At 53.9% G+C, this 23,745-nt stretch carries 18 protein-coding genes, 3 tRNA genes and 1 pseudogene; 4 read left to right on the top strand and 18 right to left on the bottom strand.

Features of this window, described 5'->3' with window-relative positions; translation table 11 throughout:
- Positions 1-172 precede the first annotated feature (172 nt).
- The 13 genes and pseudogenes from rnr to nnr form a co-directional block, all read right to left on the bottom strand.
- On the bottom strand, positions 173-2,608 hold the full coding sequence (rnr, locus tag M1D91_RS02130; protein WP_437432075.1) for a ribonuclease R: 2,436 nt from the start codon (positions 2,606-2,608) through the stop codon (positions 173-175).
- 151 nt (positions 2,609-2,759) lie between these two features.
- Positions 2,760-3,188 carry a nitric oxide-sensing transcriptional repressor NsrR gene (nsrR, locus tag M1D91_RS02125; RefSeq protein WP_437432076.1) on the bottom strand — a complete coding sequence of 143 codons (429 nt, stop codon included), beginning with the start codon at positions 3,186-3,188 and terminating at the stop codon, positions 2,760-2,762.
- Positions 3,189-3,337: 149 nt separating this feature from the next.
- Positions 3,338-4,636, bottom strand: a complete 1,299-nt coding sequence (locus M1D91_RS02120; protein ID WP_437432077.1) for an adenylosuccinate synthase — start codon at positions 4,634-4,636, stop codon at positions 3,338-3,340.
- Positions 4,637-4,739: 103 nt separating this feature from the next.
- On the bottom strand, positions 4,740-4,937 hold the full coding sequence (locus M1D91_RS02115) for a DUF2065 domain-containing protein (RefSeq protein ID WP_437432078.1): 198 nt from the start codon (positions 4,935-4,937) through the stop codon (positions 4,740-4,742).
- Positions 4,938-5,009: 72 nt separating this feature from the next.
- The gene (gene hflC / locus M1D91_RS02110; protein ID WP_437432079.1) at positions 5,010-6,017 is read right to left on the bottom strand and encodes a protease modulator HflC; all 1,008 of its coding nucleotides are present in this window, start codon (positions 6,015-6,017) and stop codon (positions 5,010-5,012) included.
- A gap of 2 nt (positions 6,018-6,019) precedes the next feature.
- Positions 6,020-7,285 (bottom strand): FtsH protease activity modulator HflK, encoded by a 1,266-nt coding sequence (gene hflK / locus M1D91_RS02105; RefSeq protein ID WP_437432080.1) that lies wholly within the window; start codon positions 7,283-7,285, stop codon positions 6,020-6,022.
- 189 nt (positions 7,286-7,474) lie between these two features.
- Positions 7,475-8,755, bottom strand: a complete 1,281-nt coding sequence (gene hflX, locus M1D91_RS02100) for a ribosome rescue GTPase HflX (protein ID WP_437432081.1) — start codon at positions 8,753-8,755, stop codon at positions 7,475-7,477.
- Positions 8,756-8,829: 74 nt separating this feature from the next.
- On the bottom strand, positions 8,830-9,135 hold the full coding sequence (hfq, locus tag M1D91_RS02095) for an RNA chaperone Hfq (protein ID WP_437432082.1): 306 nt from the start codon (positions 9,133-9,135) through the stop codon (positions 8,830-8,832).
- A gap of 96 nt (positions 9,136-9,231) precedes the next feature.
- Positions 9,232-10,182, bottom strand: a complete 951-nt coding sequence (gene miaA, locus M1D91_RS02090) for a tRNA (adenosine(37)-N6)-dimethylallyltransferase MiaA (RefSeq protein ID WP_437432083.1) — start codon at positions 10,180-10,182, stop codon at positions 9,232-9,234.
- The gene (gene mutL / locus M1D91_RS02085) at positions 10,175-12,034 is read right to left on the bottom strand and encodes a DNA mismatch repair endonuclease MutL (protein WP_437432084.1); all 1,860 of its coding nucleotides are present in this window, start codon (positions 12,032-12,034) and stop codon (positions 10,175-10,177) included. Before mutL ends, miaA begins: the two co-directional genes overlap by 8 nt.
- A gap of 9 nt (positions 12,035-12,043) precedes the next feature.
- Positions 12,044-13,381: an N-acetylmuramoyl-L-alanine amidase AmiB gene (gene amiB / locus M1D91_RS02080; protein ID WP_437432085.1), complete on the bottom strand. Its 1,338-nt coding sequence runs from the start codon at positions 13,379-13,381 to the stop codon at positions 12,044-12,046.
- A gap of 16 nt (positions 13,382-13,397) precedes the next feature.
- Positions 13,398-13,859 (bottom strand): tRNA (adenosine(37)-N6)-threonylcarbamoyltransferase complex ATPase subunit type 1 TsaE, encoded by a 462-nt coding sequence (gene tsaE, locus M1D91_RS02075; RefSeq protein ID WP_437432086.1) that lies wholly within the window; start codon positions 13,857-13,859, stop codon positions 13,398-13,400.
- Positions 13,831-15,376: pseudogene (gene nnr, locus M1D91_RS02070) on the bottom strand (bifunctional ADP-dependent NAD(P)H-hydrate dehydratase/NAD(P)H-hydrate epimerase). Before nnr ends, tsaE begins: the two are co-directional and overlap by 29 nt.
- Between nnr and queG the strand changes: the two are divergent.
- On the top strand, positions 15,375-16,514 hold the full coding sequence (queG, locus tag M1D91_RS02065) for a tRNA epoxyqueuosine(34) reductase QueG (RefSeq protein WP_437432087.1): 1,140 nt from the start codon (positions 15,375-15,377) through the stop codon (positions 16,512-16,514). The pseudogene nnr and the gene queG sit on opposite strands and share 2 nt — an antisense overlap.
- 269 nt (positions 16,515-16,783) lie before the next feature.
- Here queG and M1D91_RS02060 read toward each other — a convergent pair.
- The 4 genes from M1D91_RS02060 to orn form a co-directional block, all read right to left on the bottom strand.
- A tRNA-Gly gene (locus M1D91_RS02060) sits at positions 16,784-16,859 on the bottom strand.
- Positions 16,860-16,895: 36 nt separating this feature from the next.
- A tRNA-Gly gene (locus M1D91_RS02055) sits at positions 16,896-16,971 on the bottom strand.
- Between the two features lie 72 nt (positions 16,972-17,043).
- A tRNA-Gly gene (locus M1D91_RS02050) sits at positions 17,044-17,119 on the bottom strand.
- 221 nt (positions 17,120-17,340) lie between these two features.
- Positions 17,341-17,886, bottom strand: coding sequence for an oligoribonuclease (orn, locus tag M1D91_RS02045; RefSeq protein WP_437432088.1), 546 nt, complete (start codon positions 17,884-17,886; stop codon positions 17,341-17,343).
- A 105-nt stretch (positions 17,887-17,991) separates the two neighbouring features.
- Here orn and rsgA point away from each other — a divergent pair, with 105 nt between their 5' ends.
- The 3 genes from rsgA to mscM all read left to right on the top strand — a co-directional run bounded on the left by rsgA (position 17,992) and on the right by mscM (position 23,460).
- Positions 17,992-19,044: a small ribosomal subunit biogenesis GTPase RsgA gene (gene rsgA, locus M1D91_RS02040; protein ID WP_437432089.1), complete on the top strand. Its 1,053-nt coding sequence runs from the start codon at positions 17,992-17,994 to the stop codon at positions 19,042-19,044.
- A gap of 98 nt (positions 19,045-19,142) precedes the next feature.
- Positions 19,143-20,111: an archaetidylserine decarboxylase gene (gene asd, locus M1D91_RS02035; RefSeq protein WP_437432090.1), complete on the top strand. Its 969-nt coding sequence runs from the start codon at positions 19,143-19,145 to the stop codon at positions 20,109-20,111.
- Between the two features lie 16 nt (positions 20,112-20,127).
- Entirely contained in the window at positions 20,128-23,460 is a 3,333-nt protein-coding gene (gene mscM / locus M1D91_RS02030; protein WP_437432091.1) for a miniconductance mechanosensitive channel MscM, read from the top strand.
- A 47-nt stretch (positions 23,461-23,507) separates the two neighbouring features.
- Here mscM and M1D91_RS02025 read toward each other — a convergent pair whose 3' ends face one another.
- Positions 23,508-23,726: a DUF2645 family protein gene (locus tag M1D91_RS02025; RefSeq protein WP_457976312.1), complete on the bottom strand. Its 219-nt coding sequence runs from the start codon at positions 23,724-23,726 to the stop codon at positions 23,508-23,510.
- Positions 23,727-23,745 lie beyond the last annotated feature (19 nt).

Here is a 23,745-nt window from a genome sequence, read left to right as displayed (position 1 = left end):
ACATCTGATTCTGGCGGCTAATCACCAATAATAAATATCGATTTTCACAATTTAGCTAAGCCGGGAAATAACCGTCCGGAGGGCTATATCTATTACGCGTGGAATATATTACGTTAAAAAAGAATAACCCCTCTGCATGGAGAGGGGTTATGGGGTGTTATTTCAGGACTATTTATTCAGCGTCTTTCTTTTTTGAAGCACGCTTTGCTTTGGTCGCCGATGCGATTTTTTGCGTTTTCGCCGACGGCTTTTTCACGCTTTTTTCTTTCTTCGCTTTCGCCGGGTCTTTTGCTTTACGAAACGCGCTGTCCGGTTCGAAATTCACTTTCTTTCCGCTCTGACGACGTTTGCTGCCGGACGGTTTGGCGCCGCTGCCGTTCTTCGCCTTTTCCCGTGCGGTTTTCCCGACATTACGCGGGCCACGTTCACTGGAGATCAGCGAGAAGTCGATTTTACGCTCATCCATATTGACCGCTTCCACACGCACCTGCACTTTATCGCCCAGACGGTAAGTCTGCCCGCCCGATTCGCCAATCAGACGCTGGCCCACCTGGTCGAAGCGATAGTAGTCGTTATCCAGCGTAGAGACGTGTACCAGACCGTCGATAAACAGATCGTCCAGACGGACAAAGAAACCAAAGCCGGTGACGCTGGCAATGACGCCCGGGAAGGTGTTGCCCACCTGATCCTGCATAAAGTCGCATTTGAGCCAGTCAGAGACTTCACGGGTCGCTTCATCAGCACGGCGTTCGGTCAATGAACAGTGCTGACCCAGTTGCAGCATCTCTTCCATGCTGTAGTGCCAGCCACCGGTTTCGGTGCTGTTGCCGGTATGGCCCTCATCTTTCGCCAGCAGATACTTAATGGCGCGGTGCAGCGACAGGTCAGGATAACGGCGAATCGGCGAGGTGAAGTGGGCATAGGATTGCAGTGCCAGGCCAAAGTGACCCCGGTTTTCCGGATCGTAGACCGCCTGCTTCATGGAGCGCAGCAACATGGTTTGCAGCATCTCATGATCCGGACGATCGGCGATGGACTCAAGCAGCGCCGCATAATCCGCAGGCTCAGGCACTTTGCCGCCCGGCAGCTCAAGGCCCAGCTCTGCCAGCACGGTACGGAAGGAGGTAATCGCTTCAGTGGTCGGCTTGTCGTGAATACGGAACAGCGCGGGCTCATTCTCCTTCTCAACGAAACGCGCCGCCGAGATATTCGCGAGGATCATGCACTCTTCAATCAGCTTATGGGCATCATTACGCTGCGTTTGCTCAATGCGCTCGATACGACGCTCAGCATTGAAGATAAACTTCGCCTCTTCGCTCTCAAAGGAGATACCGCCACGTTCGGCACGGGAGGCATCCAGCACTTTATAGAGGTTATGCAGCTCTTCAATGTGCTTCACCAGCGGCGCGTACTGCTGGCGCAGATCCTGATCGCCCTGCAGTATATGCCAGACCTTGTTGTAGGTCAGACGGGCATGAGAGCTCATTACCGCTTCGTAGAACGTATAGCTCGTCAGGCGACCCTTTGCCGAAATGGTCATTTCACAGACCATACACAGTCGGTCAACCTGTGGGTTGAGCGAGCAGAGGCCGTTGGAGAGCACTTCCGGCAGCATTGGCACAACCTGCGACGGGAAGTAGACGGAGGTACCACGACTGCGGGCTTCATCATCCAGCGGCGTGCCCGGACGGACGTAATAACTGACGTCGGCAATGGCAACCCACAGGCGCCAGCCGCCGCCGCGTTTTTTCTCGCAGTGAACGGCGTCATCAAAGTCACGGGCATCTTCACCATCGATGGTGACCAGTGGCAGTGAACGCAGATCGATACGGCCAATTTTGGCCTCTTCCGGCACCTGTTCTTTCAGCCCAGAAATCTGCTGTTCAACCGCTGGCGGCCAGACATACGGAATTTCATGGGTACGCAGCGCCATATCAACGGCCATGCCGGTGCCCATGTTGTCGCCCAGAACTTCGACAATTTTACCGATGGCTTTGGTGCGACGGGTCGGGCACTGGGTCAGCTCAACCACCACCACAAAGCCCATGCGGGCACCCATCGTCTCTTCCGGCGGCACCAGAATATCAAAGCTCAAACGGCTGTCGTCAGGGACCACAAAGCCTACGCCTGCATCGGTAAAGTAACGGCCAACAATCTGACCGGTTTTCGGTACCAGAATGCGCACAACACGTGCTTCGCGGCGGCCTTTACGATCGGCACCCATCGGCTGAGCCAGAATCTGGTCACCGTGCATGCACATTTTCATCTGTTCACTGGAGAGATACAGATCGTCTTTGCGCCCTTCAACGCGCAGGAAACCAAACCCATCGCGGTGGCCAATGACCATGCCTTTTAGCAGGTCGAGACGTTCCGGCAGGGCATAGCACTGACGGCGGGTGAAGACCAGTTGCCCGTCGCGTTCCATAGCGCGCAGGCGGCGGCGCAGCGCTTCCTGCTGTTCTTCGCCTTCGATATTGAGTTCAGTGGCCAGTTCATCACGACTGGCGGGTTTTTCACGTTTGGTGAGGTGTTCGAGGATAAATTCGCGGCTGGGGATGGGATTGGAATATTTTTCAGCTTCGCGTTCCTGGAAAGGATCGTGTGACATAGCGGTTCCTCCGTTGTCATCTCTGGTGAAAGTCCCTTCATTTTTCACGCCGCCTCTTTGTTGGCTGCCTTCACGTCTCCCGGTCACTCACTTGTGTAAGTCCGGCATTCGTTCAGTTGCCACCTTGATGCAACGCGAAATTTACTGGGCTTTACTCTTCCACCAATAGTAATTTGTAAAGCGGTTGATTCTCTTCAACCAATTCGGCCAGGGTGTAGTTATCCAGTTCCTTAAGGAAACTACTGACGGCCTTAGAAAGCGCCTGCTTGAGGCGGCAGGCGGAAGTAATATGGCAAAATTCACTGCTGCAATTTACCAGCGAAAGCGGCTCCAGATCGCGCACGACATCACCGATACGAATCTCCTGCGCAGGTCTGCCCAGGCGGATACCGCCATTTTTTCCCCTGACGGCCATCACATAGCCTTCACGACTAAGTTGGTTGATTATTTTGACCATATGATTACGGGACACACCATAAATCTCAGTGACTTCGGTGATATTCGTCATTTTCCCTTCTGGCAATGACGCCATATAAATCAACGCACGTAATCCGTAATCAGTGAAACTCGTTAACTGCACATCAACCTCAGAAACAGGGGGAAAATGAGATACCCGCAGGTATTGACTCTATTGATGATAAACCAGCCAGCAGGAATGCCGCTAATTTATTTGAACAGGAGGGGGAAAAAGCAGGAAGAAGGGGCCCGTCTGGCAGGCCCCTGCAATGATTATGCGTCGAACGGGTCGCGCAGGATCATGGTTTCAGAGCGGTCCGGACCGGTAGAGATGATATCGATCGGCACGCCAGTCAGTTCTTCAATGCGTTTGATGTAGTCCAGCGCAGCCTGCGGCAGGCCATCACGGGTTTTAACACCAAAGGTCGTTTCAGACCAGCCCGGCATTGACTCATAAATTGGCTCAATACCTTCCCAGTTATCAGCCGCCAGTGGTGTGGTCGTCACTTCGCGACCATCCGGCATACGGTAACCGACGCAGATTTTCACCTCTTTCAGGCCATCCAGCACGTCCAGCTTGGTCAGGCAGAAACCAGACAGGGAGTTGATCTGCACCGCGCGGCGAACGGCAACCGCATCAAGCCAGCCAGTACGACGGCGACGGCCGGTGGTGGCACCGAATTCGTTACCCTGCTTGCACAGGAACTCGCCGATGTCGTCAAACAGTTCAGTCGGGAACGGACCTGCACCCACGCGTGTGGAGTAGGCTTTGATGATCCCAAGAACGTAATCGACATAACGTGGACCCAGGCCGGAGCCGGTCGCAACGCCACCTGCGGTGGTGTTAGAGGAGGTGACGTACGGATAGGTACCGTGGTCGATATCAAGCAGCGTACCCTGTGCGCCTTCGAACATCACGAAGTCGCCACGCTTGCGCGCCTGATCCAGCAGGTCGGAAACGTCAACAACCATCGCCGTGAGGATGTCGGCAATCGCCATGACATCGTCCAGCACCTTCTGGTAGTCAACCGCTTCTGCTTTATAGAAGTTCACCAACTGGAAGTTGTGGTACTCCATCACTTCTTTCAGTTTGTCAGCAAAGGTCGCTTTGTCGAACAGATCGCCTACGCGCAGGCCACGGCGAGCCACTTTATCTTCATAAGCAGGCCCGATACCACGACCGGTGGTGCCGATGGCTTTAGAACCGCGCGCTTTTTCGCGTGCTACGTCCAGCGCCACATGATAATCGAGGATCAGCGGGCAGGCTTCGGACAACAGCAGGCGTTCACGAACCGGGACACCACGGTCTTCCAGGCCTTTCATCTCTTTCATCAGCGCAGCCGGAGACAGCACCACACCGTTGCCGATGATGCTGGTTACATTTTCGCGGAGAATGCCTGATGGAATAAGATGGAGGACGGTTTTTTCACCGTTGATTACGAGAGTATGGCCTGCGTTGTGACCGCCCTGGTAGCGTACAACATATTTAGCCCGTTCAGTCAGAAGATCAACAATCTTCCCTTTACCTTCGTCACCCCATTGGGTGCCCAGTACGACGACGTTGTTACCCATTTTTTCAAAATCACCGTTTGCTTAAAAATGGATTCTACCATCGGATTTTCAGATAGACAGCACTTTTTGTACCCAAATTATGGCAAAACTGCCTGCTTTTTGATCAGCCAATCGTTTTCCTCAACATGTAGTAGACAACAATGCCAGCGACCACAAGACCCCCGCCGAAGCGACGTAAAATATTATCCGGCAGAGTACTCATCGTCGCGATCATACGGCGCCAGGCACGTGGATAGAGCATTGGACCTAACCCTTCCAGCACCAGAACGAGGGCCAGTGCCAGCCAGATGGTTGCGTTCATTTTTACCCCTATAAAAAAACCACCGCTCCTGGGGGAGCCGGTGGTTTATCATGTTAAACCGCTTAAGAGCGCTTAGCGCGTCACGGGCGTTGTGGGTGACTTCATATAACGGAAGAAGTCGCTATCCGGGCTGAGCACCATGACATCCTGGTTGCTCTGGAAGCTGCTTTCATAAGCACGCAGGCTACGGATAAAGGCATAGAAGTCTGGATCCTGACTAAAGGCATCAGCAAACAGCTTCGCCGCTTCGGCATCCCCTTCACCACGCAGGATACGTCCCTGACGCTCAGATTCGGCCAGCGTTTTAGTCACTTCGTAATCCGCTGCTGCACGCAGTTTTTCAGCCTCTTCCTGACCCTGAGAGCGGTGACGACGGGCAACCGCTTCACGCTCAGCGCGCATACGGTTGTAGATCGCCTCAGAGACTTCAGCAGGCAGGTTGATCTGTTTGATACGCACATCAACCACTTCAATGCCCAGTGCCGCCATACTGTTCGGGTTAATCACCGGTACGTTGCCGTTGGTTTCAGCCTGAACGCGCTCAGCAGCTTTGGCAATTGCATCATCCGCCGCCGGAGTCGCCACTTCATCTTCGGTGCCAGCAGAGCCGGAGTTCAGTGCATCGCGGACTTCCAGCGTCAGGCGACCACGTGAGTCGGTGACGATATCTTTCACATCCAGACGACCAATCTCAGAACGCAGACGGTCAGAGAACTTACGTTTCAGCAGGACTTCTGCCTGAGAAACATCGCCACCGCCTGTTGCCAGGAAGTAACGGCTAAAATCACTGATGCGCCATTTGATATAGGAATCAACGATCAGGTCTTTCTTCTCTTTGGTCACGAAACGGTCGGCCTGGTTATCCATCGTCTGAATACGCGCATCGAGCGTCTTCACGGACTGAATAAACGGAACTTTAAAGTGCAGGCCCGGTTCGTAAATTACCGGTTTTTTGTCGTCATCACGCACGACGCTGCTGAACTGGAACTTGATGCCACGCTCACCCTCTTTCACAACAAATACAGAGGTATAAAGCACAACCAGCGCGATAATGATGATCGCAATAAGTGACTTACGCATCGTTATTCCCCCTGACGCTGGTAGTCGTTACGCTGTGCGTTAGCACGGCGTTGGTCCATGATATCGCCCTGATTTGAGGACGAGGACGAGCTTGCTCCACTTGAGCCAGACGAGGAGGCAGGCGGCAGGCGCAGAAGGTTGTTCGCGCCACTGCTGTCACTCTTTGCCGCAGGGGCAGTGCCGCCTTTGAGCATTTGATCCAGCGGCAGAACCATCAGATTGCCACCTTTATCATTCACCACCACCTTGCGGGTATGGCTTAACACTTTTTCCATGGTTTCAATATAGAGACGCTCGCGGGTGATTTGCGGTGCGGCTTTATATTCCGGCAGGATCCGTGCGAAGCGAGCCACTTCACCCTGTGCTTCCAGGATAGTCTGCGTCTTATAGGCACGTGCCTCTTCGAGAATACGCTGCGCCTGACCATTCGCACGCGGCTGCACTTCGTTGGTATAGGCTTCTGCTTCGCGGATGAACTGCTGTTCGTTTTCACGTGCGGCAATCGCATCGTCAAAGGCGGCTTTTACTTCTTCCGGTGGACGCGCTGCCTGGAAGTTGACGTCGAGCAGCGTAATACCCATGTTGTACGGACGCACCGTCTCTTCCAGCTCGCGCTGGGTATCGCTACGAATAACGGTACGCCCCTCGGTGAGGATACGGTCCATGGTGTATTTGCCGATGACACCACGCAGCGCACTGTCGGTTGCCTGACGCAGGCTGTCGTCTGCGCTGGTCACGCTAAACAGGTAGCGCTCAGGATCGGTAACACGGTACTGCACGTTCATCTCAACGCGCACTACGTTTTCGTCGGAGGTCAGCATGACGCCAGACGCCGCCAGTTCACGAACTGATTCGACGTTAACCGCCGTTACGTTATCAATGAAGGTCGGTTTCCAGTTCAGGCCGGGTTCAACCAGATGACTGAATTTACCAAAACGCGTTACCACGCCACGTTCGGCTTCTTTAATGGTGTAGAACCCACTCGCCGCCCAGATGATCACCGCCGCTGCCGCAACAATAGTGACAATACGACCACCAATGTGCGCACGTGGGCCAGAAGGTTGTTGGCTTCCTCCGCCAGAACCGGTGCCTTTGCCACCGCCCAGACCGCCGAGCTTTTTGCTCAACTTACGGAAGATATCATCCAGATCAGGTGGTCCCTGATCGCGACCGCCTTTGTTTCCATTTCCCTCAGAGTTGCCGCCTGGTTTGCTGCTTCCCCACGGGTCGCGGTCTTGTCCGTTATTACCGGGCTGATTCCACGCCATGTATGTGCTCCATATTTGTTATGCGGTGCTATACCTATGTCTTTTGTGCTGCATGTGCGTTGGCCACACCCATCAACCTCAGTTACATAGTTCACTATGCTCCTGAGGATTTATGGGCTTGCCGCCTTCCTGCAGCTCAAAATCCAAAAGGTATAGAGGCGAAAAAATCTTCAAGCCATCTCCAACCGGTCAGACGACATAGTCTTCCAGTGCCGGTTCTTGTTTACAGAGGCGACGCCAGTCCACAATCGGCATGCGCACCTGCATACCCAGACTCCCGTCCTCCTCCATCCACTCTTTTTCGATGGCCTGAAGCTGATAAAAACGACTTCTCAGGCGCCCCTCTTTGGCTGGTAAACGCAAGGTATGTTGCGCCACCTCGCCAGACAGACGCTCTGTTAAAGCCTGAAATAACAGTGATACACCCTCTCCGGTCTGGGCAGATAACCAGACCCGAATGGGTTTATTTTCTTCATCCCGGTCGATACGTGGCTCAAAATCGTCCAGCATATCAATCTTGTTCATCACCAGCAGCGTCGGGATTTCATGCGCATCGATCTCTTCGAGCACAATGTTTACGGCTTCAATATTGTCCTGCAACCGCACATCGGCGGCGTCAATGACGTGTAAAAGCAACGTCGCCTGCCGGGTTTCCTGTAGCGTCGCTTTAAACGCGGCCACCAGATCATGTGGCAGATGGCGGATGAAGCCAACGGTATCCGCCAGCACGGTTTCCCCTACGTCAGCAACATCAATACGACGCAGGGTCGGATCCAGCGTGGCGAAGAGTTGATCCGCCGCGTACACCCGGGCCTCGGTTATCTGATTAAACAGTGAGGATTTGCCGGCGTTGGTATACCCCACCAGCGACACCGTAGGAATATCCGCTTTCATACGCGAGCGGCGTCCCTGTTCACGCTGCTTTTCCACTTTCTCAAGCCGCGAGAGGATTTGCATAATACGATTACGCAGTAAACGACGGTCGGTTTCGAGCTGGGTTTCACCAGGGCCACGCAAACCAATCCCGCCTTTTTGTCTTTCAAGGTGGGTCCAGCCACGCACCAGGCGCGTAGCTAAATGGCGCAACTGCGCCAGCTCAACCTGCAGCTTACCTTCATGGGTACGCGCACGTTGGGCGAAAATATCGAGAATCAGACCTGTGCGGTCAATTACGCGACATTCGCATAAACGTTCCAGGTTGCGTTCCTGGGCCGGACTCAATGCGTGATCAAATAAAACAACAGAAGCCCCTGTCGCTTTTACGGCTTCCGCAATTTCGACAGCCTTACCTTCACCTACAAAATACTTTGGGTGCGGCGCTTTACGGCTACCAGTAATCACCTGCATTGCTTCGACACCGGCAGAAGAGACCAGAGATTCAAACTCCTGGAGATCTTCCATATCTTTGTCTTGCGAAAAATAGATGTGTACCAGCACCGCCTGCTCACCGGCTTCATAACGGTCAAACAAGCGTAAACTCTCCTAAAATACCAGCGGGGAACTCAGAATCCTGGCTCCCCGACATGGAAATACAGCCATCAACCTTATTCGGTTTCTTCGCTGTCCTGCTGCGCAGAAGCCTGTGCATTGCTACCATGATGGTAGTTACTGCCCGTGCCGCCACCCGCGTTGTTGCTATGATGTGAAACCGGGCGAGACGGGACAACAGTAGAAATAGCATGCTTATAGACCATCTGGCTGACCGTGTTTTTCAACAGGATCACGAACTGATCGAAAGACTCAATTTGCCCTTGCAGCTTAATACCATTCACCAAATAAATTGAAACTGGAACACGTTCCCGACGCAGTGCGTTCAGGAACGGATCTTGTAAAGATTGCCCCTTAGCCATTCTATCTTTTCCTTATATGCTTGTTTTGTACTTAGAACCCGGGAGTTCTGAAAACTGCGTAAAATTTTGCGCACGATACTAGTTAATTGTACACACTCAACCCGCTATAGCACCAATAACCTGTAACACATCGTTGTATGAATGTTGCGGCTTTTCACTGTCTAACCAGTGAACGCCCTCCCACCCACGCAACCAGGTAATCTGCCGCTTGGCTAACTGCCTCGTAGCGCAAACACCTCTGTAAACCATTTCGTCGTATGAAATCTCACCGGCGATGTAAGACCACATCTGGCGATATCCCACGCAACGAATGGAAGGCATGTCCGTATGCAAATCACCGCGGGCAAATAAAGCCCGCACTTCTGCTTCAAAACCTGAAGCCAACATCTGATGAAACCGCTGCTCAATTCGCTGATGGAGCAGTTCACGGCTCGCCGGGGCGATGGCGAACTGATGCACCTGATACGGCAGAGCGTCTCCTGACGTTTGCGTCAGATCTGTTAAAGTTTTACCCGAAATGAAAAAAACTTCCAGTGCCCGGGAAAGCCTTTGCGGATCATTCGGATGGATTCGCGCTGCGGCGACAGGATCGATCTCCTGTAACTGCCGATGTAGCGCATCCCACCCACGCTCTGCTGCTTGTTTTTCAATCTCGGCTCTTACTGTCGGGTCTGCGGAAGGCAGTGGTGAAAGCCCTTCCAGCAACGCTTTGAAGTAGAGCATAGTGCCACCTACCAGCAGAGGAATACGCCCTGCTGCAGTGATCTCCTCCATCTCAGCCAGCGCATCACGTCGGAAATCCGCTGCGGAATAAGCCTGAGAAGGATCGCGAATATCCAGTAAACGATGGGGAGCGGCACGCAATTCATCGGCATTCGGCTTCGCCGTCCCGATGTCCATCCCTTGATAGATAAGGGCGGAATCGACGCTTATCAACTCAACTGGCAAAACTTTACGTAACTCAATGGCGAGCGCCGTCTTGCCGGAGGCGGTCGGCCCCATCAAAAAAATCGCCTTTGGCAGGCCAGCTTTACTTACATCACTCATGTTTCAGGGCGTTCATCGCCATAGATAAATCAACAGGTTGTAATAAACCACCCGGTGGATTTTTCACCAGATGCGGACAAAGACGTTCGACGTCGGTCAATAGAGTAATGGCCTGTGCCATATTCCACTGGCCGGGTTCGCTGGCCAGATGGCGGGCAATCCACTGAGCAGTATTCACCGCATCAATCGTTGTCTGCTGCGCCAGGTAGCCTATCAGTTCAGGAATCAAGATTTGTAAATTTTGTTGGCGTAAGGGTAAAGGCACCGCACGCAGCGTCACGTAATGACCATCGGGAACAAATTCAATCCCCATTTCCGCCAGAACATCCTGCGCCTGCGTTAAGGTGGCACGCTCTTGCGATGAGACTTTAAGGCGCACGGGGATCAACAGCGGTTGGCCGCAGACCGGGCCCGTTTGAGGCGAAAGCTGGCGGTATCGCAACCAGCGCTCGGCTACAGGAAGCGCCAGCAACATCAACGCACCTTCGCGTTCAAGCAGAGCATACGCCGGCGGCACAATGGTCAGTACCCGGCCAAAACTCTGATTGTGGGCCTCCGGCGCAGCTCTATTTTCAGCCGGCTTACTGTCTACTACAGGAGTATCTTCTGGCGTTTCCAGCAGTTGGCGGTACAAGGCCCCCTGCTTTTTCTGATAACCCGGCTGTGCATTGGGCCAGGCAGGCTGGCGTGCAGAAGAGGCGCCCGATAATGTGCCTGTCGAGGCAGGCTCGCGCAGCACAGAAGGTTCACGACTCACCGCAGGTTCTGCAAACTGATTGCGACCCGCCGCTACCCGGTTTTCCACAATAGTACGCGGGGCAACGTCATCCTTTAGCGGCAGTGACGTCTCAGCCTGCTGCTGAAGTACGCTCAGAACGCCCTGATAAATAAAGTCATGGACTAATCGTGACTGATGAAAGCGCACCTCATGTTTTGCCGGATGCACGTTCACATCCACCTGATGTGGGTCAATCTCAAGGTAAAGCACAAAGGCGGGCTGCTGCTCGGCCCCCAGCTTGTCTTCGCAGGCCTGGCGGATGGCATGATTGATCAGCCGGTCACGCATCATACGACCATTCACATAGCAGTACTGAATTTCAGCCAGTGCAGAAGAGGTTGCCGTGGGTTCCGCTACCCATCCGCGCAGGGCAAGATCGCCATGTTGCCACTCAATGGCCAGCGCCTTTTCAAGAAACGCCGTCCCGCAGATTGCGCCCAGTCGACGCTCATGCTGCCCACCCTCAGGAACGGCACGATACTGGCGTACCATTTTTCCGTTATGACTGAGATTAATAGTGACATCAAAGCGGGCCAACGCAATTCGCCGCACGACCTCATCGATATGGGTAAATTCCGTTTTTTCGGTACGCATAAATTTACGGCGAGCGGGGGTGTTGTAAAACAGGTCCAGCACTTCAAGCGTGGTGCCGACCGGATGGGCCGCCGGTTTGACGGTGACGTCCATGTCTCGTCCCTCGGCATACGCCTGCCAGGCTTCCGCCTGCTCCGCCGTACGCGAGGTGAGCATCAGACGAGAGACGGAACTGATACTCGCGAGGGCTTCTCCACGAAATCCAAGGCTGATAATGGCTTCGAGATCGTCCAGAGAGGCAATTTTACTGGTGGCGTGACGCGCCAGCGCCAGCGCCAGCTCCTCTTTTTTAATTCCGCATCCATTATCACGAATGCGGATAAGCTTCGCACCACCACGTTCAATGTCGATATCGATGCGGGTTGCTCCCGCATCGATACTATTTTCAACCAGCTCCTTCACCACCGATGCAGGACGCTCCACCACTTCGCCAGCGGCGATCTGGTTCGCAAGCTGTGGCGGCAAAACCTGAATCGGCATGAAGACTCCTTAGTTAAAAAATCCGCGTGAAGAGGTTTCCGCACTGGCGGTTTGCGCGGTACCGCCCTGTGGCGCAGACTGCAACGGATGCGCCTGGAAATAGGTTCGCAAACCATTGTAAATGGCTTCAGCTAACTGCTGCTGGTAGTCATCGCTGTCCAGCAGGCGTTCTTCACTGTTATTACTGATAAATCCGGTCTCGACCAGCACCGACGGGATATCCGGCGAGCGCAGCACACCGAGGCTGGCATGTTCAGGCCGACGCTTATGCAGGGCGCCAATTTGCGAAAGCTGCGTAAGCATCTTGGCGGCAACATCATACCCGACCCGCTGAGAATGACCGAACTGTAAATCCAGCACCGCCTGGCTCAGGTAGGGATCGGATTGACTGTTCGCCAGAACATCACCTGCACCACCCAGCAGTTCAGACTGCTTCTCATGCTCTTCAAGCCAGTTTGCCATTTCGCTGTTGGCCCGGCGATTGGACAAGACCCACACTGAAGCCCCGGTGGCGCTGCGGTTTGGTGCCGCATCGGCGTGAATCGACACCAGGAAATTGGCATTCTGTTTGCGGGCCACGTCAGAACGCCCCATCACCGAAATGAAGTAATCGCCATCGCGGGTCAGGACCGCTTTAAACATTGGATCGGCATTGAGTAAGGTACGCAGTTTGCGCGCGACAGCAATGGTGACATTCTTCTCCTGCGTGCCGCCAGGCCCAATAGCGCCGGGATCCTGACCACCGTGTCCTGCGTCAATAGCGATAATCACCTTATCACCCGTTGCCGCACGCGCCTGGACCGCAGGGCGCACTGACGAATTGCTGCTGGTGACGCTGGTAATACGGTCATTGTCCGATTTAAACGGGTTACGCGCAGGCTCGGCTGGACGCGGAGCAACAGCCGGTGTCTCTACGCGCTGCACCACGGCTTTTGGCGGTGGTGGCGGTGGCGGCGGTGGAACATCCGCATCAATGGTGAACACCACGGAATATCCCGCGCCATTTTGCTGCTTCACCGCGCGGGTTTTACCGTTTTGCGTAAGGTCGACCACCAGACGTAGCGACTGGTTATCTTTCGGCGTGCCTGAACGAATACTTTTCACCAGATTATTGCCGCTGAACTGCAACGGCAGACCCTGGATAATGCCCGTCTGCTTGATGTCCAGTGCCACGCTGCGTTTTCCTTCCTGCGAAAACGCATACTCCGGGTCGCCCATAAAACTAAAGGTAATGCGGGCCTGAGCGTCACCATTCGAGACCTGAATATCAGACAAACTGGCCGCACCGGCCTGGGTGCAGAGCAAAATGAACGCTGCAGCCAGCCAACTTTTTACGCGATAAATCATCCCGTCATCCCTAAAACTAACTGGCTAAACGTGCAAGTAACGAAACGCCAGATGAGGAAACAGCAGTAATGCGCGCCTCACGCCCCTGCGCCTTGTAATCAATATGGATTTCGACATCCGGGTCAGGCAGTACACCCGCGCCTTGTTGCGGCCACTCGACCAGACAAATTGCGTCGTTGGCAAAATAGTCGCGGATCCCCATAAATTCCAGCTCCTCAGGATCCGCAAGACGATACAGGTCAAAGTGATACACGTTTACGCCTGCCAGCGTATAGGGTTCGACCAGCGTATAGGTCGGGCTTTTTACATTTCCGCTATGGCCGAGCGCCTGGAGAAAGCCCCGGCTAAAGGTGGTTTTGCCTGCCCCAAGGTCACCGTAGAGATAAATCACTGTTGCGCCATCGCAAGCCTGTGCCATACGTTGGCCAAAATCCAGGGTCGCCTGCTCGTCAGGTAAAGGAATTACTTGGTTCATCATTCGGTATCACTAACATCCGGGTTAACTACACGCACCAGCGTGGAAAAAAGATCGGTCGCCAGCATGCCTCGCATGCCCTGCCGTGCTGCCAGCACATCAGCCGCCGCCCCATGCGCGAGACAACCCGCGCAGGCCGCGTCATACAATTCAAATTTCTGGCCCAGTAACGCACCAATAATGCCAGAAAGGACATCACCCATCCCACCGCTCGCCATACCGGCATTGCCTGCGTCAATGATACAGGTGTTGCCACCTTCCGCACTGACTACCGTCCCGGCACCTTTTAAAACCACAACGCCTGCGTACCGTTTTAGCAGACGCTGCGCCGAAAGTAAGCGATCACTTTCAATTTCTGCAACGGTACAGTTGAGCAGACGCGCGGCTTCACCGGGGTGTGGCGTCAGAATGCGATTGTGACGTTTATCGGGATTGATTGCCAGAAGGTTCAACGCATCGGCGTCCCAGAGCATGGGTTTGCGAAAATTCTCAATTTTTTGCAGCGCTTTTTTACCCCACTCCTGCTGACCAAGGCCGGGCCCAATAACGACTACATCGGCCCATTCCAGACTCTCCTCCAGCGATTCAGGGGTAAGCTCATGCACCATCAGCTCGGGCCGCGCGGTGATAATCGGCGCGATATTTTCCAGGCGGGTTAAGACCCGAACCAGCCCCGCACCGGCTCGCAGGGCGGCTTCACCTGCCATACGAATTGCCCCCGCCGTGCCGTGATCGCCGCCGATAATAACCAGCCGGCCGTGGGCACCTTTATGCGACGTTGGCCGTCTTGGCGGAAACCAGTGAGGAAGCTGGGACGCATCCATTCGCGAAAGCGCCGTCTCCTGCCCGGCAAGCCAGGCCTCAAGTCCCAGGGCATGATGATGCAGCTCGCCCACCACGTCCCGCGCCTGGCCGGTCAACAGGCCCGGTTTAAGCGCAATAAACGTGACGGTATGCGCCGCCCTGATGACGGCCCCTGGTGTAGCACCGGTCTGGGCTACCAGACCCGAGGGAATATCCAGCGCCACGACCGGTGCCGGATGGCTGTTAGCATGGGTGATCAACCCTGCGATGGGTTCTCTCGGGGCGCTGCTGATGCCGGTTCCCAACAAACCATCAATAATCAGGTCAATATCTTCTGGCCAGGCAATATCCGGGGCATGGAGGGTGCCGCCCGCCTCAAGCCAGGCATCGCGCGCGGCCTGCGCCTCCTCCGGCAGTGGTTTATCACTCTCAATGGCCAGCAAAGTGACATCGATTCCCGCAGCGACCGCAAGCCGGGCGACCACATAACCATCTCCCCCGTTATTACCGTGCCCGCATAAAATCAGCCAGCGTTGCGTGTCGGGGTAGTGGGTGTGAGCCACGTTGAAAGCCGCCAGCCCTGCCCGTTGCATCAGTTCATAAAGCGTAATGCCGAGACTGTCAGCAGCCTCTTTTTCTGCCTGCCGTAGTGCCTCCGCAGGCCAGATGGAGTGTGGTATACTTGCTGCGTTTTTCTTCATTGTATGGTCCGTCATGTCAGAGCCCCTCGATTTCAACCAATTAGCGCAGAACATCAAACAATGGGGCACTGAACTGGGTTTTCAGCAGGTCGGCATTGCCGATACCGATCTTTCTGCCAGCGAGCCAAAACTTCAGGCCTGGCTGGACAAGCAATATCATGGCGAAATGGCGTGGATGGCACGTCACGGTATGATGCGTGCCCGTCCGCATGAGCTGCTGCCCGGCACCCTGCGTGTCATCAGCGTCCGGATGAACTATCTCCCCGCCAATGCCGCTTTTGCCAGCACACTCAAAAACCCGGCGCTGGGCTATGTCAGCCGCTACGCGCTGGGCCGTGATTATCACAAGCTATTACGTAACCGCCTGAAGCAGCTTGGCGAGAAAATTCAGCAGCATTGTGTCTCGCTGAATTTTAGACCGTTTGTAGATTCTGCGCCCATTCTTGAACGTCCCCTGGCTGAAAAAGCCGGGCTTGGATGGACAGGTAAGCACTCGCTTATCCTTAACCGGGACGCCGGCTCCTTCTTTTTCCTGGGGGAGCTGCTGGTGGATATCCCTCTGCCCGTCGACAAGCCCGTGGAAGAAGGCTGTGGTCGCTGCGTCGCCTGCATGACCATTTGCCCGACGGGTGCCATTGTCGAACCCTATACGGTTGATGCCCGGCGCTGTATTTCCTATCTGACGATTGAACTTGAAGGGGCCATTCCCGCAGCCCTGCGTCCGCTCATTGGCAACCGCATTTATGGTTGCGATGACTGCCAGCTGATCTGCCCGTGGAACCGTTACTCACAAATCACCGATGAAGCGGATTTCAGTCCACGCAAAGCCCTGCACGCACCTGAGTTGATTGCGCTATTTGCCTGGAGTGAAAGCTGGTTTTTGAAGGTAACGGAAGGGTCAGCGATTCGTCGCATCGGTCATCTGCGATGGTTGCGAAACATTGCCGTGGCGCTGGGAAACGCGCCCTGGGATGAAGCTAATATTGCCGCGCTGGAAGAACGACGAGGTGAGCACCCACTTCTTGATGAGCACATTGAATGGGCGATTGCGCAGCAAATTGAGAAGCGAAATGCCTGTGTGGTTGAGGTGCAAACACCGCAGAAACAGCGGCTTGTCAGGGTGATTGAAAAGGGCCTAGCACGTGATGCCTGAGTCGTCCACAGCGTGTGAATAAAATTAAAAATGCATTGCGATTCAACGCGACCAGATTCGTCAAGCGATCGCGGTAACAATTTGAAATGTTATTTTTTCTATGAAATTCAAAAAGTTAAAAAGATACTATTAATCAGGCGAAGTAATTTTATTTTTTCTTGCGCTGGCAGAACCTGTGGATAAGTCTGTTCACAATACTTTTTCAACATGAAAAGAATCGTCCCCAGCCTGCTGTTTCGCTGTGGATACTTTTAGAGGTAAGTAAATTTTGGAGCGGGAAACGAGACTCGAACTCGCGACCCCGACCTTGGCAAGGTCGTGCTCTACCAACTGAGCTATTCCCGCTTGGGTGGTGCGTATCTTGCGATACTTTTCAAATTTTGGAGCGGGAAACGAGACTCGAACTCGCGACCCCGACCTTGGCAAGGTCGTGCTCTACCAACTGAGCTATTCCCGCATAATCTCGGTATTCAATTTGCCGCGCCTGGCAGCGATTTGAATCTTTGATCAGGATGGTGCATTCAAATTTTGGAGCGGGAAACGAGACTCGAACTCGCGACCCCGACCTTGGCAAGGTCGTGCTCTACCAACTGAGCTATTCCCGCAAACATCATTTTCTTGCTGTCGTGCTTTCACATTTCTGTGTCTTCACGGGAGGCGCATTATACGAGAATTCCTTTCTCCTGCAAGCCCCCTGAAACCGTTTTTTTTGAATTTTGATTCAAGTGTTCGATTATTCGTCACATTGCCTGTTTTTACGCCGAAAGCGGGAGTTTTTATCCGGAATACCTGAAAATAGCGGTCCTCCACGCCCCCGGCGACAGCGTCAGAGCTGAATAAAGTGCTCACGATAATAGGAGAGTTCGGCTACCGACTCGCGAATATCGTCCAGGGCCTGATGGGTGCCCTGCTTTTTGAACCCATCGAGAATTTCCGGCTTCCAGCGACGCGCCAGCTCTTTAAGCGTACTGACATCGAGATAACGATAATGGAAGTACGCTTCGAGTTCCGGCATGTACTTGAACAGAAAACGCCGGTCCTGACCGATACTGTTTCCGCAAATGGGCGATTTTCCTGCCGGCACCCACTGTCGTAAAAATTCGATAGTGGCCAGTTCAGCAGCCCGGTCGTCCTGATGGCTGGCTTTGACGCGCTCGACAAGGCCACTGCCGGTGTGAGTGCGCACGTTCCAGTCATCCATCAGTGCCAGCTGTTCGTCAGACTGATGAACCGCTATGGTCGGCCCTTCCGCCAGGATATTAAGATTCGCATCGGTCACCAGTGTGGCGATCTCAATAATGCGATCGCGCTCGGGATCAAGCCCGGTCATCTCCAGATCGATCCAAATGAGGTTGTTTTCATTTGCACTCATGCTATTTTCCACCCTTCTCGCGTCATACCAGCGTGACTATATTCATCTAAAATAGCGTGTATCATAGAGGTTTTGCCCTGACAGGGCGACCAGGAGCCAGCTCGATTGAGTAAAAATAAACTCTCCAAAGGCCAACAGCGCCGCGTTAATGCAAACCATGAGCGTAGATTAAAAACGTCGGCGGAGAAAAAAGACTTTGATGACAATCTCTTTGGCGAAACGGCTGAAGGCATTGTCATTAGCCGCTTTGGCATGCATGCCGATGTAGAGTCAGCCGAAGGCGGCGTACACCGCTGCAACATTCGCCGCACGATTCGTTCACTGGTGACCGGCGACCGCGTGGTCTGGCGCCCCGGTAAAGAAGCCGCGGAAGGCGTAACGGTAAAAGGCATTGTAGAAGCTGTGCACGAACGGACTTCCGTTCTGAATCGCCCGGACTTTTATGATGGCGTGAAGCCGATCGCCGCTAACATCAATCAGATTGTGATTGTCTCCGCCATCCTGCCAGAGCTGTCGCTGAATATCATCGACCGCTACCTTGTCGCTTGCGAAACCTTAGAGATTGAACCCCTGATTGTTTTGAACAAAATCGACCTGCTGGATCAGGAAGGCATGGATTTTGTGAATGAACAGATGGATATCTACCGGCATATCGGCTATCGCGTACTGATGGTTTCCAGCCATAAAAAAGATGGCCTGACACCGCTTGAAGAGGCGTTAACAGACCGAATCAGCATTTTTGCTGGCCAGTCCGGCGTCGGTAAATCCAGCCTGCTGAATAATCTGCTTGGCTTGCAAAATGAGATCCTCACCAACGAGGTTTCCGATAACTCCGGTCTGGGTCAGCACACGACTACCGCCTCACGTCTTTATCATTTCCCACATGGCGGTGATGTGATTGACTCTCCAGGGGTGCGCGAGTTTGGCCTCTGGCACCTTGAACCGGAACAAATCTTTAATGGTTTTGTCGAATTCCATGACTATCTCGGCCATTGCAAATATCGCGATTGTAAGCATGACACCGACCCTGGCTGCGCCATCCGTGAAGCGGTCGATAAGGGCGATATTGCTGAGACAAGGTTTGAAAACTATCACCGTATTTTAGAAAGTATGGCGCAGGTAAAAACGCGTAAAAACTTTTCTGAATCCGAAGACTGACAACTACCCTAAGCGTCGCTAGAATCGTCCCCTTTTCTATAGATCCGGTGAATGCTCCCGGTTCAGGAACGACAAAAAACAATGGCCTGGAGGCTACTTTGTTAAACTCATTTAAACTTTCGCTTCAATATATTCTGCCTAAACTGTGGCTCACTCGCCTGGCGGGTTGGGGCGCAAGCAAACGAGCAGGCTGGCTGACTAAACTGGTTATCGATCTGTTTGTGAAATATTACAAGGTCGATATGAACGAGGCGCAAAAGCCGGATACCGCGAGCTACCGCACCTTTAATGACTTCTTTGTCCGCCCGCTGCGTGATGAGGTTCGCCCGTTAAATACCGATCTCAACGTGCTGGTGATGCCTGCAGATGGCGTGATAAGTCAGTTGGGCTCCATCGAGAATGACAAACTTCTGCAAGCCAAAGGACACCATTACAGCCTCGAAGCCTTGCTGGCCGGCAACTACCTGATGGCGGATCTTTTCCGTAACGGTTCTTTTGTTACCACCTATCTCTCTCCGCGGGATTATCACCGTGTGCATATGCCCTGTAACGGTATTCTGCGCGAAATGATCTACGTGCCAGGCGACCTCTTCTCTGTGAATCACCTGACCGCGCAAAACGTCCCGAACCTTTTTGCGCGTAATGAGCGCGTCATTTGCCTGTTCGATACCGAGTTTGGCCCAATGGCGCAAATCCTGGTGGGTGCCACTATCGTTGGTAGCATTGAAACCGTCTGGGCGGGCACCATCACCCCACCGCGTGAAGGCATTATTAAACGCTGGACCTGGCCTGCCGGGGAGAGCGACGGTGCGGTTGCTTTGCTTAAAGGTCAGGAAATGGGCCGTTTTAAACTGGGTTCTACCGTTATTAACCTGTTTGCGCCTGGTAAGGTTGAACTGGTAGCGCATCTGCAAAACCTGTCGGTGACCAAAATCGGTGAACCGCTGGCGGCTTCAACAGAAACGCTGGTCACCCCTGACATTGAACCGACCCCACTGCCCGCAGAAGAGATCGCGGCAGAACATGAAGCCAGCCCACTGGTTGACGATAAAAAAGACGAAGTTTAACGAAAGGTAAGCTGTTGTGCGCCTGATTATCATTTTTCTGATGGCCTGGTGCCTCAGCCTGGGGGCGAGTGCGGCGACCGCCCCTGATGCCAAACAAATCTCCCAGGAGCTGGAGCAAGCCAAAGCGGCGAAAGCCACACCGGAACAGACCGAAACAGTAGAGCTGCTCCAGGGGGCGCTCAACGCCCTTGAGGAACGCAAAGGTTCTCTTGAACGCGCCTCGCAGTATCAAGATGTTATTGATAATTTCCCCAAACTGTCACGCACGCTGCGCGCGCAGCTGGATAACCTGCGCGACGAGCCCAAATCTGTGCCCGCCAATCTCAGCACTGACGCCCTTAATCAGGAGATTTTGCAGGTCAGCAGCCAGTTACTGGATAAAACCCGCCAGGCACAGCAAGAGCAGGAACGTGCCCGTGAAATCAACGACTCTCTGAGCCAGCTACCACAACAGCAAACGGATGCCCGTCGCCAGGTCAATGAGGTCGAACGACGTATCGGCGCTCAAAGCGCGGCCACGCCGCTGGCTCAGGCGCAAAATTTCAGTGCTCAGGCTGAATCCGCCAGGCTCCGCGCGCTTGTCGATGAGCTTGAACTGGCACAGCTGTCGGCAAATAACCGTCAGGAGCTGGCCCGCATGCGCTCCGAACTGGCGCAAAAACAGGCCCAGCAGCTTGATACCTATCTGCAAACCTTAAGAAACCAATTAAACAGTCAACGTCAGCGTGAGGCGGAGCAGGCGCTGGAAAGCACCGAGCTTTTAGCGGAAAACAGTGACAACCTGCCGCCGGGGATTGTGGATCAGTTCAAGGTAAACCGTGAGCTGTCGCAGGCGCTGAATCAACAGGCGCAGCGTATGGATCTGGTCGCCTCCCAGCAGCGCCAGGCCACGAATCAGACGTTACAGGTTCGCCAGGCGCTCAACACACTGCGCGAACAGTCGCAGTGGCTGGGCGCATCAAATATGCTCGGCGAAGCGTTGCGTGCACAGGTTGCCCGGCTGCCAGAGATGCCAAAACCGCAGCAGTTGGATACCGAGATGGCCCAATTGCGCGTCCATCGCATGCGGTATGAAGATCTGGTAAACAAGCAGCCGCAGTTACGGCAAATTCGTCAGGCGGACGGTAAGCCCCTGACCAGCGAGCAGAACCGTATCCTGGAAGCGCAGTTGCGCACCCAGCGCGAGCTGCTCTCTTCGTTGTTGCAGGGCGGCGATACGCTGATCCTTGAGCTGACCAAACTGAAAGTGTCAAACAGCCAGCTTGAAGATGCGCTCCGGGAAATGAACGAAGCCACACACCGCTATCTCTTCTGGACGGCAGACGTCAGCCCTATGACCTTCGCCTGGCCACTCGAAATCGTCCAGGATCTTCAGCGCCTCATCTCCCTTGACACCTTCAGTCAACTGGGTAAAGCCGGGCTGATGATGGTAACCAGTAAAGAGACGTTATTCCCCCTCTTTGGCGCGCTGGTGCTGGTTGGGTTTAGCCTTTATTCGCGTAAACATTTCACCCGCTTCCTTGAGCGTTCCAGCGCGAAAGTCGGCAAGGTCACTCAGGACCATTTCTGGCTCACGTTGCGAACGGTGTTCTGGTCAATTCTCGTCGCACTGCCGCTGCCGGTGCTTTGGGCAACGCTCGGTTATGGGCTGCGCGAAGCCTGGCCTTATCCGCTGGCGGTGGCCATTGGTGATGGCGTGACCGCCACCGTGCCGCTGTTGTGGGTGGTGATGATTTGCGCCACGTTTGCCCGTCCGACGGGCCTGTTTGTGGCGCATTTTGGCTGGCCGCGGAACCGGGTAGCACGCGGTATGCGTTATTACCTGATGAGCATCAGCTTAATTGTGCCGCTGATCATGGCCCTGATCATGTTTGATAATCTTAATGATCGGGAGTTTTCCGGGTCGCTGGGGCGTCTGTGCTTTATTTTAATCTGCGGTGCCTTAACCGTGGTGACCCTGAGCTTCAAGCGCGCAGGCATTCCGCTCTATGTCGACAAGACCGGCAGCGGTAATAACATGGCAAACAGCATGTTGTGGAACCTGTTACTGAGTGCTCCGTTACTCGCCATCCTGGCCGCGGCGGTCGGTTATCTGGCCACGTCGCAGGCGCTGCTGGCGCGACTTGAAACCTCCGTTGCCATCTGGTTCCTGTTGCTGGTGGTCTATCACGTTATACGTCGCTGGATGCTGATACAGCGCCGCCGCCTCGCCTTCGATCGCGCCCGGCACCGTCGCGCTGAAATTCTGGCCCAGCGCGCGAAAGGCGAAGATGACGCCGCACACGCAACCAGTATTGAAGGTGTTGTCGAGATTGATGAAAAAGAGCTCGATCTGGATGCCATCAGCGTGCAGTCGTTGCGCCTGGTGCGTTCGATTCTGATGCTGATTGCGCTGCTTTCGGTCATCGTGCTGTGGTCCGAAATCCACTCTGCCTTTGGTTTCCTTGAAAATATCTCACTCTGGGATGTCACCTCAACCGTACAGGGTGTCGAGAGCCTTGAGCCGATTACCCTTGGTGCTGTGTTGATCGCCATTCTGGTCTTTATCATTACCACGCAACTGGTGCGAAATTTCCCTGCCCTGCTGGAGCTGGCTCTCTTACAGCACCTGGATTTAACGCCCGGCACGGGTTACGCCATTACCACCATTACCAAGTATCTGCTGATGCTGTTTGGTGGGCTGGTGGGTTTCTCCATGATTGGCATCGAATGGTCGAAACTCCAGTGGCTGGTAGCCGCGCTCGGCGTTGGTTTAGGTTTTGGTTTACAGGAGATTTTCGCCAACTTTATTTCAGGCCTGATCATTCTGTTTGAGAAGCCGATTCGTATTGGCGATACCGTGACAATCCGCGATCTGACAGGCAGCATCACCAGAATCAATACCCGTGCGACAACCATCAGCGACTGGGATCGAAAAGAGATCATCGTGCCAAACAAGGCGTTTATTACTGAGCAGTTTATCAACTGGTCACTGTCAGATTCGGTGACACGCGTGGTGCTGACGGTACCGGCCCCGGGAGATGCCAATAGTGAAGAGGTAACGCAGATCCTGCACACGGCAGCAGAGCGCTGCTCGCTGGTGATTGATAACCCGGCGCCAGAAGTTTTCCTCGTGGATCTCCAGCAGGGCATTCAGCTGTTTGAACTGCGTATTTATGCCGCAGAAATGGGACATCGTATGCCGCTGCGCCATGAAATTCATCAGCTGATCCTGGCGGGCTTCCGTGAACATGGGATTGAGCTGCCATTCCCTCCCTTCCAGATGCGTCTGGAAAGTCTGGACGGGCAGAAAACAGCACGTACCTTAACGTCAGCGGGTAACAATAAACGCCCGGCAGGGAGTTTATAAATCACAGATACCGGTCATCATCTGGCCGGTATTTTTTACAATGTTAATTACCACAGACAAAGCGGGTAGCGGATGAAAAATTGCCACAACCAGTATCCACTAATAAGAAAAGTCACCAGGTAAATAAACCAATACCGTTTTCTTTTTATGAGAATGGCATAACTTGCCGGAAAGAATACAGGTAATGAAGAGACGAGCCCAACATCGCGAATATCATCCTTCACAATAGATCTCATAAGATCGCAAATGTTATGGACTTCCCCAATACCTGTCCACCACTCTTTA

The organism is Enterobacter sp. SA197 (assembly GCF_054131575.1).
This window is presented reverse-complemented; position numbering and strand designations above follow the sequence as displayed.